General features: G+C 58.7%; 15 protein-coding genes. 9 read left to right on the top strand and 6 right to left on the bottom strand.

The window, feature by feature from the left end:
- Nucleotides 1–23: 23 nt before the first annotated feature.
- The 5 genes from atpA to atpB all read right to left on the bottom strand — a co-directional run bounded on the left by atpA (nt 24) and on the right by atpB (nt 3,815).
- Nucleotides 24–1,553, bottom strand: coding sequence for a F0F1 ATP synthase subunit alpha (atpA, locus tag AC24GY_RS16400; RefSeq protein WP_397381613.1), 1,530 nt, complete (start codon nt 1,551–1,553; stop codon nt 24–26).
- Between the two features lie 48 nt (nt 1,554–1,601).
- Nucleotides 1,602–2,000: an ATP synthase F1 subunit delta gene (gene atpH, locus AC24GY_RS16395; RefSeq protein ID WP_487685208.1), complete on the bottom strand. Its 399-nt coding sequence runs from the start codon at nt 1,998–2,000 to the stop codon at nt 1,602–1,604.
- A 21-nt stretch (nt 2,001–2,021) separates the two neighbouring features.
- The gene (locus AC24GY_RS16390; RefSeq protein WP_395732436.1) at nt 2,022–2,543 is read right to left on the bottom strand and encodes a F0F1 ATP synthase subunit B; all 522 of its coding nucleotides are present in this window, start codon (nt 2,541–2,543) and stop codon (nt 2,022–2,024) included.
- A 73-nt stretch (nt 2,544–2,616) separates the two neighbouring features.
- Nucleotides 2,617–2,868 (bottom strand): ATP synthase F0 subunit C, encoded by a 252-nt coding sequence (locus AC24GY_RS16385; RefSeq protein ID WP_487685205.1) that lies wholly within the window; start codon nt 2,866–2,868, stop codon nt 2,617–2,619.
- A gap of 83 nt (nt 2,869–2,951) precedes the next feature.
- Nucleotides 2,952–3,815: a F0F1 ATP synthase subunit A gene (atpB, locus tag AC24GY_RS16380; protein ID WP_487685202.1), complete on the bottom strand. Its 864-nt coding sequence runs from the start codon at nt 3,813–3,815 to the stop codon at nt 2,952–2,954.
- 456 nt (nt 3,816–4,271) lie between these two features.
- On the opposite strand from atpB, the gene AC24GY_RS16375 reads away from it, so the two are divergent.
- Complete coding sequence (locus tag AC24GY_RS16375) at nt 4,272–6,302, top strand: sulfatase (RefSeq protein ID WP_487685199.1); 2,031 nt, start codon at nt 4,272–4,274, stop codon at nt 6,300–6,302.
- Nucleotides 6,303–6,404: 102 nt separating this feature from the next.
- Nucleotides 6,405–6,770, top strand: a complete 366-nt coding sequence (gene queD, locus AC24GY_RS16370) for a 6-carboxytetrahydropterin synthase QueD (protein WP_395732432.1) — start codon at nt 6,405–6,407, stop codon at nt 6,768–6,770.
- Nucleotides 6,771–6,774: 4 nt separating this feature from the next.
- On the opposite strand, the gene AC24GY_RS16365 is transcribed toward queD, so the two are convergent.
- Entirely contained in the window at nt 6,775–8,898 is a 2,124-nt protein-coding gene (locus tag AC24GY_RS16365; RefSeq protein ID WP_487685195.1) for a beta strand repeat-containing protein, read from the bottom strand.
- Between the two features lie 190 nt (nt 8,899–9,088).
- Between AC24GY_RS16365 and AC24GY_RS16360 the strand changes: the two genes are divergently transcribed.
- The 7 genes from AC24GY_RS16360 to gyrA all read left to right on the top strand — a co-directional run bounded on the left by AC24GY_RS16360 (nt 9,089) and on the right by gyrA (nt 18,182).
- Complete coding sequence (locus AC24GY_RS16360) at nt 9,089–10,867, top strand: GMC family oxidoreductase (protein ID WP_487685192.1); 1,779 nt, start codon at nt 9,089–9,091, stop codon at nt 10,865–10,867.
- A gap of 46 nt (nt 10,868–10,913) precedes the next feature.
- Entirely contained in the window at nt 10,914–11,177 is a 264-nt protein-coding gene (locus AC24GY_RS16355) for a hypothetical protein (RefSeq protein ID WP_487685189.1), read from the top strand.
- On the top strand, nt 11,174–11,626 hold the full coding sequence (locus AC24GY_RS16350) for a TA system VapC family ribonuclease toxin (protein ID WP_487685186.1): 453 nt from the start codon (nt 11,174–11,176) through the stop codon (nt 11,624–11,626). The genes AC24GY_RS16355 and AC24GY_RS16350 overlap by 4 nt, the downstream gene beginning before the upstream one ends.
- Nucleotides 11,627–11,630: 4 nt before the next feature.
- Nucleotides 11,631–12,284 carry a gluconate 2-dehydrogenase subunit 3 family protein gene (locus AC24GY_RS16345; RefSeq protein ID WP_487685183.1) on the top strand — a complete coding sequence of 218 codons (654 nt, stop codon included), beginning with the start codon at nt 11,631–11,633 and terminating at the stop codon, nt 12,282–12,284.
- A gap of 154 nt (nt 12,285–12,438) precedes the next feature.
- Complete coding sequence (locus tag AC24GY_RS16340; protein WP_422320489.1) at nt 12,439–15,000, top strand: DNA gyrase subunit B; 2,562 nt, start codon at nt 12,439–12,441, stop codon at nt 14,998–15,000.
- Nucleotides 15,001–15,048: 48 nt separating this feature from the next.
- Nucleotides 15,049–15,507, top strand: coding sequence for a four helix bundle protein (locus tag AC24GY_RS16335; protein ID WP_422320490.1), 459 nt, complete (start codon nt 15,049–15,051; stop codon nt 15,505–15,507).
- A gap of 44 nt (nt 15,508–15,551) precedes the next feature.
- Nucleotides 15,552–18,182: a DNA gyrase subunit A gene (gyrA, locus tag AC24GY_RS16330; protein WP_487685179.1), complete on the top strand. Its 2,631-nt coding sequence runs from the start codon at nt 15,552–15,554 to the stop codon at nt 18,180–18,182.
- The last annotated feature ends 5 nt before the right edge of the window (nt 18,183–18,187 follow it).

Raw genomic sequence — 18,187 nt, 5'->3', positions numbered from 1 at the left:
GTGTAGCAGAAAACCGGGGGGCGTTACTTCCAGGAGGCTTTGAAGTCGTCGAGGGCGGACTTGAGGCCGGCTTCGACATTGTCGAGGGTCTTTTCGTTGGCGAGCTGATCCATGAGCTCGCTCTTGCGGGTGCTGAGGTAGTCTTCCAGTTTGGCCTGGAATTCCTTCACGCGATCCACAGAAACGGAATCGAAGTAGCCCTTCTGCATCGCGTAAAGCGTGCTGACCATGATCGGCAGGCTCTTCGGCTGATACTGCTGCTGTTTGAAGAGTTCCACGATGCGGGCACCGCGGTCGAGCTTGGCTTTCGTGCCAGCGTCGAGGTCGGAGCCGAACTGGGCGAAAGCGGCAAGTTCGCGGAACTGGGCGAGATCGAGCTTGGTGGTGCCGGAAACCTTCTTGATGGCCTTCGTCTGAGCGGCGGAACCCACGCGGGACACGGACAGACCCACGGAGATGGCAGGGCGGATGCCTTGATAGAACAAGTCGGTCTCAAGGAAGATCTGGCCGTCGGTGATGGAGATCACGTTCGTCGGGATGTAAGCGGACACGTCGCCAGCCTGGGTCTCGATGATCGGCAGAGCGGTCATGGAACCACCGCCGTAGTTTTCGCTGACGCGGCAGGAACGCTCAAGGAGACGGGAGTGGAGATAGAACACGTCGCCCGGATACGCTTCACGACCGGAAGGACGCTTCAGGATGAGGGAAACCTGACGATAGGCAACAGCCTGCTTGGAAAGGTCATCGAACACGATGAGGACATCCTGGCCCTGATCCATGAACCACTCACCGATGGCGCAACCGGAATACGGAGCGAGATACTGGTTCACCGCAGAGTCAGAAGCGGAAGCGCTGACGATGGTGGTGTATTCCATGGCACCGGCGTCTTCGAGAGTCTTGACGACACGGGCGATGTTCGACTGCTTCTGGCCGATGGCGACGTAGATGCAGTAGAGAGGCTTGTGGCCCTTGAGCTTGCCCTGTTCGGCGGCCTTGTTCTGCTGCGCCTGGGAAATGATGGTGTCGACCGCGATGGTGGTCTTGCCGGTGGAACGGTCACCGATGATCAGCTCGCGCTGGCCACGGCCGATCGGGATCATGGCGTCGATGCTCATGATGCCGGTCTGCACGGGGACGGAGACGGACTTACGGGCGATGATGCCAGGAGCGAGCTTTTCGACAGGGTACTGGGTTTCACCCTTGATGTCGCCTTTGCCGTCGATGGCCTGACCGAGGGCGTTCACGACGCGACCGAGGAGGCTCTTGCCGACTGGCACGGAGAGGAGGCGGCCGGTGGTCTTGACTTCATCACCTGCACGGACGTTTTCGCCGGAGCCGAGAAGCACGCAACCGACTTCGGTTTCTTCGAGGTTCAGAGCGAGGCCGTAGACACCGCCCGGGAACTCGATCATTTCGTTGAGCATGACATCGCTCAAGCCTTCAATCTTGGCTGCGCCGTCACCGATTTCACGTACGATGCCCACATTGGACTTCGTGACGGCGGTCTTGAGGCCGGCGATTTGGGATTCGATCTCCTGGAGGATGTTGCTCATGGTATTGCGGGTTTAAAAAACTGAGAGAGGGGCTGAGGGCGGAAGAAATTAAGCGGAAAGGGAGTCTGACAGGGCTTTGAGACGGGCTTTGACACTGCCATCCCAAACGTCGGAACCGACTTTCACGCGGATGCCGCCAAGCAGCTCTGGATTGACACTGAATTCGAGGGTGAGCGGGCGGCCGTACTTCTTGGAGAGGCTGGCCTGGAGCTCGGACTGTGTGGCTGGAGCCAGCGCGGTGGCGCTTTCCACGGCGGCACGCTGACGATCCACTTCATTGCCCACAAGGCGGGCGAAGGCATCGAGGATGCCGATGAAACCACGGGGCTTGCTTTGGGCCACGCTGTTGACCACGGTGCGCACGCGGGAGTCATCCAGTTTCCCGTCTGCGATACAGGCGCGGAAAAGCTGGCGGGAGGTGCGGCGGGCTTCTTTGGTGATCTTCATGGTGGCGAAGCGGCGGAAAAATTAAGCGGAGACCTGGGCGGAGGTTTCCTGATTGATGCGGGACTGGTCTTCGGAGTTGAGGACCTTGCCGGTGACGCGGCTGGTGGCGTCGGAGACCATGCGGCCGAACTCACGCTTGAGCTGGGACATGAGCTGCTCCTGCTCAAGCTGGGCGGCTTCACGGGCCTTGGCGATGATGGTGTTGGCGGAGGAGACGGCCTCCTGCTGGCGGCGCTCCTGGATAAGCTTTGCGGCGTCGTCAGCTTCCTTCACAAGGCGGGCTGCATCAGCCTCTGCTTTGTCGAGGATGGCCTGGGAATTCTTCGCGGCCTCGGCGGCGTCGCGGGTGATTTTTTCGAGCTTGGCTTCGCCATCGGCGATGCGCTGGCGGCGCTGCTCAAGCATGCCCATGATCGGACCGAAGGCGTACTTCTTGAGGACGGTATAGACCAGAATGAAAATAATGACTTGGGCAAAGAACTTGCCCCAAGCGAGTCCGAAGTCGCCTGCGATCTGATATGCGATGCCTTTAATCTGGTCCATGACAGTGTAAAAAAAGAGAGAAGAGAGAGTTAACTGCGGCGGGCTGCCTTCAGCCCGCCGCGAAATTCAGGGCTTACTTGCCAAGAATGAAGGACAGAATGCCCAGACCTTCTGCAAGGGCCATGGCGATAATGCCGAGGGTCAGGATGTTGCCGAAAGCGCCAGGATTGCGGCCGACGGCTTCCACAGCCTTGGAGCCGATGAGGCCCACGCCGATGGCGGCGCTGCCTGCACCGATACCGGTGGCGATGCTGCCGGTGACGCCAGCTGCTGCTGCGGCTGGAGCGTGGGCGGCGGCTTCTTGTGCCAGAGAGAGGAGTTCCATTGTCATAATATGTGTCGAGTTTGTGGTTTGTTGTGTCACCGGCGTCCACGCGTTGCGCATGGTCCCACAGGCAAAGTCAGAGATTAGTGATGCGCGTCCTCGTGACCGTGGTCGTCATGAGAAGTGGAAAGCTGGATGTAAACCGCGCTGAGCAGAGTGAACACGATGGCCTGCAGCAGGCCGACTAGAAGTTCCATGAAGTAGAAGGGGAAGGGGGCAAGAACGCTGCCGATGAAACCACCCATGCCGCTCATGGTATGCAGCACGTTTTCACCGGCGAGCACGTTGCCAAACAGTCGGAAGGAAAGCGTGACGGGACGGAAAACGATGGAGAAGACTTCGATGACGCCGACGAACAGGAAGACCAGTGCAACCATGGCGCCCATGAGGCCCTTCAGGCCGCCCTTGGCGCCGAAGGTGTGAACAATGAAGCCCCAAACGCCCACTTCTTTGATGGTGATGTAGAGCCAGACCAAGAACATGGAGACCGAAAGACCGAAAGTCATGTTCAGGTCAGCCGTTGGCGCGCGGAGCAGCGGGTCATGCACTTCCTTGACGCTCATGAAGCCAGTGCCTTCGCCCCAGCCGATGGTCCCGACGCCCGGAAGAAGGCCGAACCAGTTGGAGACAAGGATGTAAATGAAGATGGTCGCGAGAAGGGGGAAGACGCGGGGGGCAATCTTGGCACCGACGATGGATTCCACCTGTCCATAAAGGAACTCGACCACCAGTTCGAAGAAGTTCTGCGCCTTGTGCGGGATCAGCGTCATGTTCTTCGTTGCCTTGGTGGCGAACCAAAGAATCAGGCCGACCACAACCGCAGCGACGAGCAGGGAATTGGTCAAAAAGCCAAGATTGCTGCTCTCTTTGAGAAACTCCGACGCATAGCTGTGCACGTTCGCGAGCAGCGGCGAGAAGGAGGTTGGTTGGAGAAAATTAAGCAACATGGGGGTAGGGGCTACCGGGGAGGGCCAGTGTAGGGTCTGGCCGGGATGGTGGGCCGTTTTTTTAGCCACATGAAAGGGGGGTAGCAAGATCTATTTGTGAAAAATTTCACAAAGTCGCCGTTTGGCGGTTTTTGTGAAGGCGTATTTACCCCCTTGGAGGGCTTGAGTGCGGGTTATTTGGGGGTGAAAAGAGGTGCTTTTGGGCCGCTTTCGAATGATTTAGAGGGGCAGGTGCGTTGGTGACAGCTCCATTTATGCAGCCGTACCCCTGTAGCGTTTCCTGAACTGGTGTCTTTCTTAATTTCCTATGGTTAACTGGACTGCTCGTGGTGTGGAGATGATTGTTACGATTTGGATCCGATGCAGCGGGCATCTGGAATCTGCCATGTACTGCTTCGGACTTGAATCAGTGAGGCCATTGTCTCGACATCCCATCCGCCTCGTGCGAGTTTTTCCATGATGTCATTCCACTCCTGTATCGTCCTTTTCGCCCTCTCTTTGCTGGCTGCGACGGCTGATGCCGCAGTGAAATCGAAGGCGAAGGTGGTTTACGCGGACGGAAAGCCGAATGTGCTGTTCATCATCGCGGATGATCTGCGTGATTACGCAGGCTGGATGGGCGGGCATCCGCAGTCGGTGACGCCGAACATGGACCGTCTGGCGAAAATGGGCATGCGGTTCAGCAATGCGCACTGCAACTATGCGTTGTGCAATCCTTCGCGAACCTCGCTGCTCACGGGCATGCTGCCTTCATCGAGCGGTGTGTTTGGCAATGAGCAGGACTGGCGGCGCAGCGTGCAAATCGCAGGCAAACCGACGCTGCCGGAGCACTTCAAGGCCCAAGGCTACACGACGGCTGCGGCAGGGAAAATCTTCCACGCCAATCACGGCGGGCCTGAAGGTCGCCTTGCCGGATGGCATGGTGGCAGGCGTGGTTTTGAACTGGATTCGGCCTGGGACCTGCGCTTTCCGCAGGCGGGTGTGCAGATTCCGGATCTGCCGGTGCACACAGGGCAGAACTTCAACGGGCTCAACATCTGGCACTGGGACTGGGGTGGCATTCCCGTCGCCGAAGAAAAGACCGACGACGGCCAGATCGCGACGTTTGCCACTGAGTTTCTGACGCAAAAGCAGAAGAAGCCGTTCTTCCTCGCGCTGGGGCTCTACCGCCCGCATTCACCCTGGTATGTGCCGCAGAAGTACTTCGATGCGCTGCCGCTTGATTCGATCAAGCTGCCGGAAGTGAAGGTGGATGACCTAGGTGATGTACCCGCAATTGCGAAAACTCATCTTAAGGATGGATTGCATAAACAGATCCTCGAAAAGAACCTCTGGAAGGACGCTGTGCGGGCCTACCTGGCCAACGTGGCATTTTGCGATGCCATGCTGGGACGCATTCTGGAAGCTGTGGAAAAGGGGCCGAACGCGAAGAACACGATCATTGTCTTCACCTCCGATCACGGCTGGTATCTCGGGGAAAAGCAGATGTGGCACAAAGGCGAGCTCTGGGAGCCGACGACACGCGTGCCGCTCTCGATCTACGTTCCGGGTGTCACCCAGCCTGACAGCCTCTCGGCGCAGCCAGTGGCCCTCATTGATCTGTATCCCACGCTGTGCGATCTTACTCAGTTGCCGCTGCCTGAGCATCTGGACGGCAGCAGTTTGAAGCCGCTGCTGCGGGACCCGATGACCAAGCGTGACCAGCCTGCCATCACCTGCATGAACGGTGGCCAAAGCGCCGGGTATGCCGCGCGCGATGAACGCTGGCGCTACATCCGCTATGCGGATGGCACTGAGGAGCTCTACGATCATCAAGCCGATCCGAACGAGTGGACCAACCTCGCAGCGAAGCCGGAGCACGCGGCGCTGAAGGCCACGCTGGCTGGTTTTTTCCCGAAGGAATTCAAGAGCGCCGTGCGCCCAGTGGCTGAAATCATCGGTGCCGCCAGCCCGGCGGGTTCGGTCGATCTGGTGCTGAACATGGGCGATGTCCTCAGCACTGCGGACGCGCCCAAGCTGCAGGGCAGGGGTGTTTTTGTGGATGCTTCCTTTGAGTTCGATCCGCTGGTGGATCAGGACAGCACGCTGCTGGCGCAGGGGGACGAGCAGTCCGGCTATGCGCTGCATCTGGTGGCTTCCCAGCCCACGTTGACCGTTTTTACCAACGGCAAGAGCACGACAATCAGTGGCGCGGCGCTGGAGAAAGGCCGTGTGAACATGCGTGCGCAAATTGACACAGGCGGTGTCATCACGCTCGCTGTGCCAGGACACAGCGAGGTGCTGGGCGTGGCTCCGTTTGAACAAGGATTTCCCCAGGAACCCAAGGCTGGCATCGCCGCGGGACAAAGCTTCGGCATTTTAAAGCTCGCCCAGCATCCCAACAGCACGCCGTTTGACGGTGTGGTTTATCGTTTGAAACTCACGATCCTCCCACCCCACAAGGTGCCAGTACAGTCAGCCGCCCCACCGCCAGAGAAGGTTCCGTAGCAAACACTCAGGCGCTCTGAATCCTCAATTATCAAATTTCGCACATCAATTGTGCTGGTGAGTGGATATTCGTGGGTTAAAGACTCCTCCCATCCAAAAAACATGCGCGCACGCATCATCAAAGACTTCCGTTTCGAGGCCGCCCAGACGCTGCCCAATCTTCCTGGCGACCACAAGTGCACCAAGATGCACGGTCATTCCTTCAAACTGGAGATTGCCATTGAGGGCGAGGTGGATCCGAAGATCGGCTGGGTCTATGACCACGCGGAAATTTCCCGGGCGATGAAGCCAATCATGGACCAGCTGGATCACTCCTACCTCAATGAGATTGAAGGCCTGGAGAATCCCACCATTGAATACATGGCCGCCTGGCTTTGGAAAAAGCTGGCCCCGCAGCTGCCCGGTCTCTGTGAGATCGTGATCCACGAAACACCCAACGCCCGTTGCGTGTTTCGTGGCGAGTTTTGAGCAATCAAGCCTTGGCCAAATGGCGCGCTTTGCGCCGATGGCGGAGGGTCAGGACGGCCAGGCCCAGACCTCCCAGTACTGCACGGGAGGGCTCAGGCACGGCGTCCACATGCAGCGTGAGTGAGCTGGCTCCGATGGTGAACTGACCGGCAAAGCCAGCTGGTGTGGAACCGAAGGCGAGATTTGAAAGCGTCAGACCAGAGACGGAGCTGTAGTTCATCAATGTGTAGTCTGAACCACTGATCAGACCATTGTTAAGGATGTCAAAAAGTGCGGTGCCTCCGCCGGTGAAGTTCAGGGCTCCGCCGATGTTCAGCAGATCCGATGTGGTGCCGAGTTCGAAGGCAAAGTGAGATCCGTCCACGATGCTGAGATTTCCATCAACGTTCAGGGTGCCCGGGCTGAGACCGGGGGCGATGGTGCCGCCGCTGGCGACAGAGATATTTCCTGCGATGTCGCCCGTGCCTTTCAAGGTTCCGGTGGAGTTGACGATGACATTACCCGAGCCTGTGGCGCTGCCCGTGGTGTTGGTGATGCTGAGCGTGCCGCTGACGGTGGTGTTGCCGCTGTAGGTGCTGGCACCGGACAAGATGACGTTGCCGCTGGAGAAGTCCACGCTGCTGAAATTGGAGATCGCCCCGGCATAGCTGAAAGTGTTGCCTGTGCCTGGATTGAATGTGGCCGTGTTTGTGCCAGTGCCGCCGTCGATGTCGCCAGTGATGGAACCTCCGGTGACGGTGAGCGTGTCATTGCCGCCCTGCATGGCGATGGCTTTGCCGTTGTCTCCCGTGATGGTCCCAGCGTTGCTGAGGTTGTCGTTGCCATTGCCGGTTTGGATGGCGGCTCCGACCGTCAAAGCATCGCCTGCGCCGCGAATGATCCCGCCTGCGTTGTTGGTGACAGTGTTGTTAAAGGTGCTGACCATCTGAATCGCGTAGCCTGTGGTGCCTCGGATGAGACCGCTGTTGGTGATGCTGGTGGCAGCGAAGGCGCTTCCAGTGCTGGAGTTGTCAACCAGGATGCCATGCCCCTCGATGCCGGTGCCGTCCAAGGCTCCGCCAGTAATTTCCGCGCCGGAGTAGTTGATGATCGTGCCGCCGCCAATCGAGACGCCTTCGGGGTGATTGGTCAAAGTATCGGAGCCCACGCCATTGGCACCGAGACCCCGGATGATGCCATGGTTGTAAAGAGTGGTGATGCCATCCACATCGACACCATCGCCATCGCCGACGTCGTAGTGGGCGCTGTCATAGTTGCCGGTGATGGTGCCGTAGTTGGTGACAGTGGCGGAGGAGGAGGCTGCGGAGGAACTGAAGTTGTCAATGTTGACGCCGGAGCCGTTCACGCCCGTGATGGTGCCGCCGATGTTGTTCGTGACGGTCATCGTGAAGGAGTTGACGGTGTCAGTGGCGGCGCCACCGGTGATACCATGACGGCCGGAGATGGTGCCTCCGTTGTTGTTGGTGACCTGAACCCCGGTGTTGGTCTGGGCATCGATGCCATCGCTGCTCGTGGCTGCAACTTGCGTTGTGACAGCGGAATCAACGATGGGCACCGCGAGGATGGAGCCGTTGTTGACGATGGTGCCGTTCACGCCCGGACGCACGGCATCCGCCGCCGTGGCTTTGAGCAGCCCGGTGGAGTAGTTGGTAATGGTGGTCGTCCCGGAAGTGACGGCGGCAAGATCCAGCGCCTGTGCGCCTCCGGCGGAGGCATTGAGGGATATGATGCTGCCGTAGTTGTCCACCGTGACATTGTCGGATGCCTTGTTGGCGCGGACGGTGTCAGCATCAGCGGACTGGATCAAAGCACCGGCATTGTTGGTGATGGCCATGGTGATGCTGGCCGTATTGAGATCAATGGCCCTTCCGGAGCCTGTCTGGCTGATGGTCCCATTGTTCGTGATGCTGGCGTTGTTGCCAGTGACAGTGACGGCCACTGTGCTGCCGCCCACGGTGAGTGAGACGCCGCTGTTGACTGTGCCGGTTTGGCCGGAGCCGCTGCCCAGTGTCTGGGCGGTGGTGGAGTTGGAGCTGATGACAAAAGTTGCCGCTTGAAGCGAGGCAACCGAGAGGAGGCTGGCAAGCGCCAAGACGGCTGCGGAGATGTTGCGATGCTGGGTTTTCATTTAAGGGGAGGGGGCGAAAGCGCGCGCCTATGCCTGCTGCGTTCCGCGTTGTCGAAAGGCGCGGCGTGACGATTTCGCCTTGTGGCAAAACCGGCACATTGAGGCTGAAAAAGTCCAGGCTCTCACCGGCTCCAATATGGAAAAATCGTAACATGACTTGTCGCTTTCATCTCATGGCTATAGTCGCGCCATGCCTGTCCTCACCGAACGCAAAACGCAGCCGCAGTATGATGTCATTGTCGTGGGCTCTGGAGCCGGCGGCGGCATGGCGGCGATGATCCTGGCCTTGAACGGCGTGAAGGTGCTCATGATCGAGGCCGGGCGGAATTACGAGCCGGTGAAGGAGACGCCGATGTTCAACACGCCGGAGATGGCGCCGCTCCGTGGGACAGCCACGCCGGACCGACCCTTCGGCTTTTATGATTCGAATATCGGCGGCTGGCAGGTGCCGGGAGAGCCGTACACCAACAAGAAGGGCACGGAGGGTGATTTCTGGTGGTGGCGTGCGCGCATGCTCGGTGGGCGCACGAATCACTGGGGCCGTATCTCGCTGCGCTTTGGTGAGTTTGATTTCAAGCCGAAATCCCGTGACGGCCTCGGAGTTGACTGGCCGATGAACTACTCTGACATGGCTCCGTGGTATGATCGCGTGGAGCAGTTGATCGGTGTTTATGGTGAGAACGACGGCATCGCGAATGCGCCGAATTCATCTCCGGGCGTGCTGATGCCGCCGCCGAAGCCGAGGGTGGGGGAGCTGCTCGCGAAGAAGGCGGGGAGGAAACTCGGTGTGCCTGTCGTCGCCGCGCATCGTGCGGTGCTCAGTCAGCCGATGGACTGGAAAAATCTGCCGAAGGTGCTGTTTCCCAACAACCCCAAAGCGCAGGAGATTCTCGGCAAGGACATGATGTCACGCGCCGCCTGCTTCTGGGCCACCAACTGCATTCGCGGCTGCAGCATCCGGGCAAACTTTCAGAGCACGACGGTGCTGCTGCCACCTGCGCTGGCCACGGGAAATCTGGACATCATCACGGATGCGATGGTGCGTGAAGTGGTGCTGGATGACAGCGGCAAGGCCACGGGCGTGCATTACATCGACAAGGTCACCCGCCGGGATGCGATTGCGAAAGCGCGCGTGGTCATTCTCGCCGCGAGCACCTGCGAAACCTCGCGCATCCTGCTGAATTCAAAGTCCCGCGACAAGGCCGGCCTCGCCAACTCTTCCGGGCAGGTGGGGCGGAATCTGATGGACAGCGTCGGCACGCGCCTCGGTGCACACATTCCCGCCATGGAAGACCTGCCGCCGATGAATGAGGATGGCGCGGGAGGGCTGCACACCTATGTGCCTTGGTGGCTGGTGAATGAACACTCCAAGCTCGGCTTTGCCCGAGGCTACCACATCGAGATGGGCGGCGGCCGGCAGATGCCCGAGGCGAAGAGCTTTGGCTATCTGGACTCGACTTCGCCGGGTGTCTATGGCCGCAAACTTAAGGAGGAAGCACGCCGTTACTACGGCGCGCAGTTCGGTTTCTCCGGTCGCGGTGAGATGCTGCCGAACAAGAACTGCTACAGCGAGCTTGATCCCAATGTCGTGGATCAGTGGGGCATCCCGGTGCTGCGTTTCCACTGGAAATGGAGCGATCATGAGATCAAGCAGGCGGAACACATGCAGCAGACCTTTGCGGCCATGATCGAAGGCATGGGCGGCAAGGCAAAGCCGCTCAGCGGAGCGGATGCCATCCAAAGGCCAGGCGAGATCATCCACGAGGTCGGCACCGCTCGCATGGGAGATAAAGCTGCTGAGAGCGTCACCAATCAATACTGCCAGACCTGGGACGTGAAGAACCTTTTCCTCATGGACGGTTCGGTCCTGCCCAGCAACCCCGACAAAAACCCCACGCTCACCATCCTTGCCCTCGCCTGGCGTTCCAGCGAATGGCTGATGGAGGAGATGAAACGGGGGAACGTGTGAGTTTTGGAAGGTTGAAACGTTCCGAAATGAAAGCTATTTTAGCAACATGAAAACGACCGTCACCCTCGACGCAGACGTGGCCGCTCAGCTTCGGCTGGTCATGCAAATCAACGGGGCGAGCTTTAAGGAGACGCTCAACAATGCCATTCGCGCCGGACTGACCTCGAAACCGAAAACGCGTCAAAAAGCCCAGCAGCCTTATGTTCTGAAACCACGCGATCTCGGCATGCGGGCGGACGTATTGCCCAGCCACTTGCTGGCGGCCATGGATGATGAAGCCGATTTCGCCAAACTTCGCGTCAGCCAATGAGCGTACTGCCTGACGTGAACGTGCTCGTTTATGCCGTGGACCGCAGTTCATCGCGACATGGTTCATGCATCCAATGGCTGCAAAAGCAATTTAGCGGTTCTGAGCCTGTGCTGTTTGCCTGGAACGTGTTGATTGGTTTCGTGCGAATCACCACCAACTCCAAAGCGATGGCGAACCCGCTCTCGATTGACGAGGCCTTCGACTATGTCGACGAATGGCTGGCCCAGCCAGTGAGCCGCATTGCGGTGCCTGCCATCTCGCATTCAGAGGATTTTCGTCAAAGCTGTCTGCAAGCTGGAATCGGGGGCAATCTCATCAGCGATGCTCATCTCGCGGCCTTGGCGATCCAATCTCAGGCTGAACTATGTTCATGTGATGGTGATTTTAACAAGTTTTCCGGCCTGACTTGGCACAATCCCGTTGCTGGAATAACTAAAATTAATCCGTAGCATTATGTCCGTGAACTCAGTCTCCCGCCGCCACGCCCTCAAAGGCCTCCTGACCGGTGCTGCTGGTGCAGCAGCCGTTCCGGCGCTTGCCGCGCCAAACCAAACAGAGCCGGCGCATCCGGCTCATCCATCGCGGTTTGTGTTTCACGACCCCGACTTCATGCAGCCGCTGAAGTTTCCATGGGAAAAGCTGCTTTCTGCTGAGGAACTGGCCACCACGCAGGCCCTGGCGGATTTGATCCTGCCGAAGGATGAAACCTCTCCCGCCGCCTCGGAAGTGGGCGTTCCAGATTTTATCAACGAGTGGGTCAGCGCCGATTATCCCGCGCATCAGGAGGACCGTGAGACCCTGCGCGGGGGCCTCGGCTGGCTCAATACGGAGAGTTTTAAGCGCTTTTCGAAGCGTTTTGAGGAGCTGGGCGTCGATCAGCAGTCCCAGATCGCCGATGACATCTGCGATGCGGCCAAGGCCAAGCCGGCGCACCGTGTCGGGGCGGTCTTTTTCAAGCGCTTTCGCCAGCTCTGTGTCGGTGGTTATTACAGCCATAGTCAGACCTGGAAAAGCCTCGGCTACGTGGGCAATATCAGCATCGGCGGCCCCTATCCCGGGGTTTTGCCGGAGGTCATCGAGAAGCTGGGGCTGCAGGACGTGGTTTGAGGGCTGATTTGGGGGCCAAAAAAGACTTCGTTTGGGAGCAAAAAATCCCTTTGCTCGCCTCTTCATCTTGCTAGTCTAAAACGGTCATCATCGAGCACGTTTCCGGTAGCGGTTTCAAGGACGGATTCAGTCGATGGGCAGCCCTTCAAATCTTATGTCCGAACAGTCCTCTGAGCAGAACACTGCTTTCAATACCGGTGTGGCCGAAAACCAGGCCTACGGTGCCGATCAAATCCAGAAACTCGAAGGTCTCGAAGCCGTCCGGCTTCGACCCGGAATGTACATCGGCGACCCCGATGAGCGCGGCCTGCACCACTGCGTGTTTGAAGTGGTGGACAACTCCATCGACGAACATCTCGCCGGTCACTGCAAAAACGTCTGGATCACGATCCACACGGACGGCTCCATCACCATTCAGGACGATGGCCGCGGCATTCCCGTGGAAATGCACAAGGTGGCGAAGATTCCCACTGTCGAGCTCGTGCTCACCAGCCTTCATGCTGGCGGTAAATTTGGCGACGGTGCCTATGAATTCTCCGGCGGTCTGCACGGCGTGGGAGCCAAGTGTACCAATGCTCTGTCCGACTGGTTCAAGTGCGAGGTCTTCCGCGACGGCAAGATCCACGCCATCGGCTTTGAACGTGGCAAAACCACGGAGCCGCTGACAGTCCTTGGCGATCTCGATGATCCAAAGACCACCGGCACCAAGATTTCCTTCTTCCCGGACGCCTCGATCTTCACCGTCACCACGACGTATAATTTTGACCGCCTGCTCGTCCGTCTGCGCGAGCTTGCCTTCCTCAATCCCGGCATCCACATCACACTCACTGACGAGCGCACGGAGCCGCAGCGTCAGGATATTCTTTTCTACCAGGAAGGTGTGAAGCAGTTCGTGCGGGAGATGGGTGCGGACAAGGACAAGATCCACCCTGAGCCCGTCGCGCTCGCAGGTCGTCGTGAAGTGCCCATCGACGACAAGAAGAAATTCATCCTCGTCGATTGTGTGCTGCAATGGAACAAGGGGCTCAATGAGCAGACGCTTTGCTTTGCCAATGCCATTCCGAATCCGGACGGCGGCACGCACTACAGCGGTCTCAAGACGGCGCTGACCAAGGCGGTGAAGCAATACATCAATGCCAACCCGAAGAGCTTCAAAGAAAAGCTGCCCGACATCGAAGGCGACGACTGCCGCGAAGGCATGATCTGCGTGCTGAGCGTCAAGCTCACCAATCCGCGCTTCAATTCGCAGACGAAGGTGAAGCTGGTGAACGGCGAAGTCGAAGGCGTGGTGAACTCCATCGTCTATGAAGGACTGCTGCGCTTCTTTGATGAGAATCCCGACACGGCCATCGAGATCATCAAGAACATCATCATCGCGGCGAAATCCCGTGAGGCTGCGCGCAAGGCTCGTGAAGCGATCCGCAAGGACGCCATGAGCAGCGGCGGTCTGCCGGGCAAGCTGGCCGACTGTTCCGAACGCGATCCCGCAAAGACCGAGCTGTTCATTGTCGAAGGTGACTCCGCCGGTGGCTCCGCGAAGATGGGCCGCAACCGCCACAATCAGGCGATCCTCCCGCTGCGTGGAAAGCTCATCAACACGGAGAAGGCTCGCCTTGAGAAGGTGCTGCAAAACAAGGAAGTCCAGACGATGATCACTGCCATCGGCACCGGAATCGGTGGTGATAGCGAAGTGGAAGGCTCCTTCAACATCGACAAACTCCGCTACCACAAGATCGTCATCATGACCGATGCTGACGTTGATGGCAGCCACATCCGCACTCTGCTGCTGACCTTCTTCTTCCGCCAGATGCCGGAGCTCGTGAAGCGCGGCCACATCTACGTCGCGCAGCCGCCGCTGTATCAGGTGACGCGTAAAAAGCGCGAGGAGTACGTGCAGAGCGACGCCGAAATGGACGCCATCTTGCTCGAACTCGGTTCTGGTGAAATCAGCCTCCGCAACATCGCCGATGGCAGCAAGCTGGCCGCCGACCGACTCAAGGCGATCCTCGATCTGCTCGTGCCCGTGGCCAAATTTGCCGACATCATCCGCCGCCATGGCGCTGACTTCGAGCACTACCTCCAGGCGCGCGATGAAGCCACCGGCAACCTGCCGCATCACCTCGTGGTGATCCGTGAGGGCAACGAGGTCAAGATTCACTACTTTCACAGCAACGAGCAGATTGCCGCCTTCTCCCGTGACAACAGTGACCTGCATCTCTTTGGCAACCCGGCAGCCGTCGAGGCCAATGGCAACGGAGCCGTCGTACTGCCAAAGTCACACCGTCGCGCCCGTCTCATTGAGATCCACGAAGCCCATGGCATGAAGAAGCGCTTCCAGCAGCTCGATGAACTCGGCCTGCACGTGGACCACTTCAGCAGCCAGGACAAGCCGCTCTTCGAAGTCATCGAAGGCGATGGCGACAACGCCAAGGTGCATCCCGTCTTCAGCATCCCGGGCATCCTCGACAAAGTCATGGAGATCGGCAAGCGCGGCATGGAGATCAAACGATTCAAAGGTCTGGGTGAAATGAACGCCAAGCAGCTCTTCGAGACCACCATGGACCCGAACAAGCGCACGCTTCTCCAGATCAAGCTCGATGAAACCAACGCCCACGAAGCCGAACGCATGTTCACCATTCTGATGGGCGACGTGGTCGAGCCAAGAAAGCATTTCATTGAAGAGAACGCCCTCAACGTTCGCAACCTCGACGTGTAGGAGCGCATCAGAGAGCAAGCAGTTGTCAGGAATCGCCAAGAAGCTGGAATGGGCACGGTCGATCTACATGAACTTAAAGTCTATCAACTCGCGATGCGGGTTGGGGAGGACGTATGGTCTGTGACTGCCGGCTGGGATTTGTTCTCGAAGCAGACGGTCGGATTGCAGTGGATGCGCGCTGCCGATTCCATCGCTGCCTACATTTCCGAAGGAGCCGGACGCAGTTCCGCCCAGGAGATTGTCCAATTTTGCCACTATGCTCTGGGGGCTCTCCGTCAGACGCAAACGTGGCTGGAAAAGGCTGCGGCTCGAAGGCTTGTCATCGATTCCGTGGCCAGAGAACTCTTGCTGAAACTCGAAACCCTCCGTCGTCAGCTCGACAACTACATCGCAACTTTCGAGCCCACTCCCTCCAACTCCGCTCGCGACACCTCCCAAGACGGCTCCATCCACCTTCTGCCCCTGGAGGAGTTCTTTCACCCACGCACTTCCGCCTGGCATAATTGACCTTTTGACGGCGCCTCGTCGCCAGCCCTGACCTTTCCCATCTCATGCAAGACCCCAACATTCGCCCCATCTCTGTCGCTGAAGAAGTGAAGAACTCCTTCCTCGACTACTCGATGTCCGTCATCATCGCCCGTGCGCTGCCGGATGTCCGTGATGGTCTGAAGCCCTCCCAGCGCCGCATCCTTTATGCGATGCATGAGCTGTCACTCTATCCGCCGAAGAAGCACATGAAGTGTGCGAAGATCTGCGGTGACACCTCCGGTAACTACCATCCGCACGGTGAGGCCGTTATTTACCCGACGCTCGTCCACATGGGGCAGCCCTGGGCCATTCGCGAGCCGTTGATCGATCCACAGGGGAACTTCGGTTCCGTGGAAGGCGATCCCCCGGCAGCCATGCGTTATACGGAAGCCCGCATGACTCACCTGGGCGGCACCCTGATGTCGGACATGGAGAAGGAGACCGTCGATTTCGTTCCAAACTACGATGAACGTCTCACCGAGCCCACCGTGTTCCCGGCGGCGTTCCCCAATCTCATCGTCAATGGCGGCACCGGCATCGCCGTGGGCATGGCCACCAACATGCCGCCGCACAATCTCGGCGAAGTCGTCGATGCGGTGTGTGCGCAGATCGACAATCCAGCGATCACCTGCACGGAGCTGCAGGCGCACATCAAAGGCCCGGACTTCCCGACGGGCTGCGTCATCCTCGGTACCAACGGCATCCGCGAATACATGGAAACGGGCCATGGCAGCGTGCGCACTCGTGGACAGGCGGAGATCGTCGAAAACGGCAATCGCGAGCAGATCATCATCACCGAGATTCCGTTCAACGTGAACCGTGCTGAACTGGTGAAACGCATCGCCGAATTGGCGAATGAAAAGGTCATCGCCGAAATCAGCGGCGTGCGGGATGAGTCGGATGAAAACACCCGCGTCGTCATCGACCTCAAGCGCGATGCCCGCGGCCAGATCGTTCTTAACAATCTGTACAAGCACACAGCGCTGGAGTCGAGCTTCTCGATCCACATGCTGGCCATCGACGGTGGCAAGCCGCGTGTCTTGAGCATGAAGGACGCGATCGCATGCTACATCGAGCATCGCCGTGAGGTCATCATCCGCCGCACGCGCTTCCTGCTGAAGCAGGCCGAGTTCAAGGCTGAAAAGCTGGAGGCCCAGCTCCTCGCGCTCGGCCATTTAGATGACTTCATCAAGATCATCCGCGACAGCAAGAACCGCGATGAAGCCCGTGAGCGTCTCAAGGCCTACAATTTCTCAATCACCACCGCCGAGCAGCTCGGCATCATGATTCGTGCGCAGGCCAGCATCGTGGGGGACAAGTACATCTTCACCGACAAGCAGGTCGAAGACATTCTGGAACTCCGCCTCTATCAGCTCGTCGGACTGGAGCGCGACAAGATCAAAGCCGATTACGACGACGTGCTCGTCAGCATCCGCGATTTCATGGACATCCTGGCCCGTGAAGCCCGCGTGCTCCAGATCATCAAGGACGAGCTTCAGGTCATCCGCTTGAAGCACGCCACCCCGCGCCTCACCCGCATCGAAGCCGCCGAGGGCGAGATCGAAAACATCGACCTCATCCCGAACGACCCGACCGTCGTCACCATGACGCACATGGGCAGCATCAAGCGCACCGCCACCGCCGAATACCGCGTGCAGGGTCGAGGTGGCAAGGGCCTCAAAGGCATGGAAACCCGCGATGCGCAGGGCGAGGACGAAGCCAGCGACTTCGTGGAGCATCTCTTCAGCGCGCATTTGCACGACTTCCTGCTCTTCTTCACGAACACCGGCCGCATGTATGTGGAGCGTGTGTATCAGATCCCGGAAGCTTCCCGCACCGGCAAGGGCCGCAGCATCAAAAACATGCTCAACCTGCGCGCCGAAGAGAAGATCGCCAGCGTACTGATCCTCAAGGCCCAGGGCGCCGAAGACGAAGCCATGTGGGCGGCGGACAAGTATGTCCTCTTCGCAACGAAGGACGGCACCGTGAAGAAGACCGCCCTCGAAGAATTCAAAAACTACCGCAAGGACGGCATCATCGCCATCAAGCTGGATGAAGGCAACGACCTCGTCGATGTCGTGCTCACTGACGGCAACAAGGAGGTCTGCCTCGTCACTCATGAGGGAATGTGCGCCCGCTTCCATGAAACAGGGGATGATCCCGAATCCCCAAATCTACGTGCGATCGGTCGCAACACCGCCGGCGTTCGTGGCATTACTCTGGACGATGGCGACTTCATCGTCAGTTGCATCACCAACGAGCCGGACACCATGGTGCTCGTTGTGTCTGAAAACGGTCTCGGCAAGCGCACTGCTTTTGATGAGTACCGCCTCCTCACCAATCGTGGTGGCAAAGGTGTGACCACGATGAATGTCACGGAAAAAACCGGCAAGGTCGTCGCCGCCAAGGCGGTGCATGACAAAGATGAACTCATGCTAATGACCACCAAGGGCCAGAGCGTGCGCATCCGCGTTTGTGACATCCGCGAAACCGGCCGCAATGCCCAGGGCGTCAAGCTCATGGGTCTCAAGGAAGGCGAAACCATCCAGGACGTGGCCACCGTGGTTGCGGAAGAAGCTGAGGTTGTGGTGGAAGCTGCTCCTGTGGAACCGACTCCGGAATCGCCAGCGGAAGACACGCCTGCGGCGGAATAAGCCGA

This window comes from Prosthecobacter sp. Pr1 (assembly GCF_057652315.1).
The sequence above is the reverse complement of the archived record's forward strand: the minus strand, read 5'-3'. Positions and strand labels throughout refer to the sequence as shown.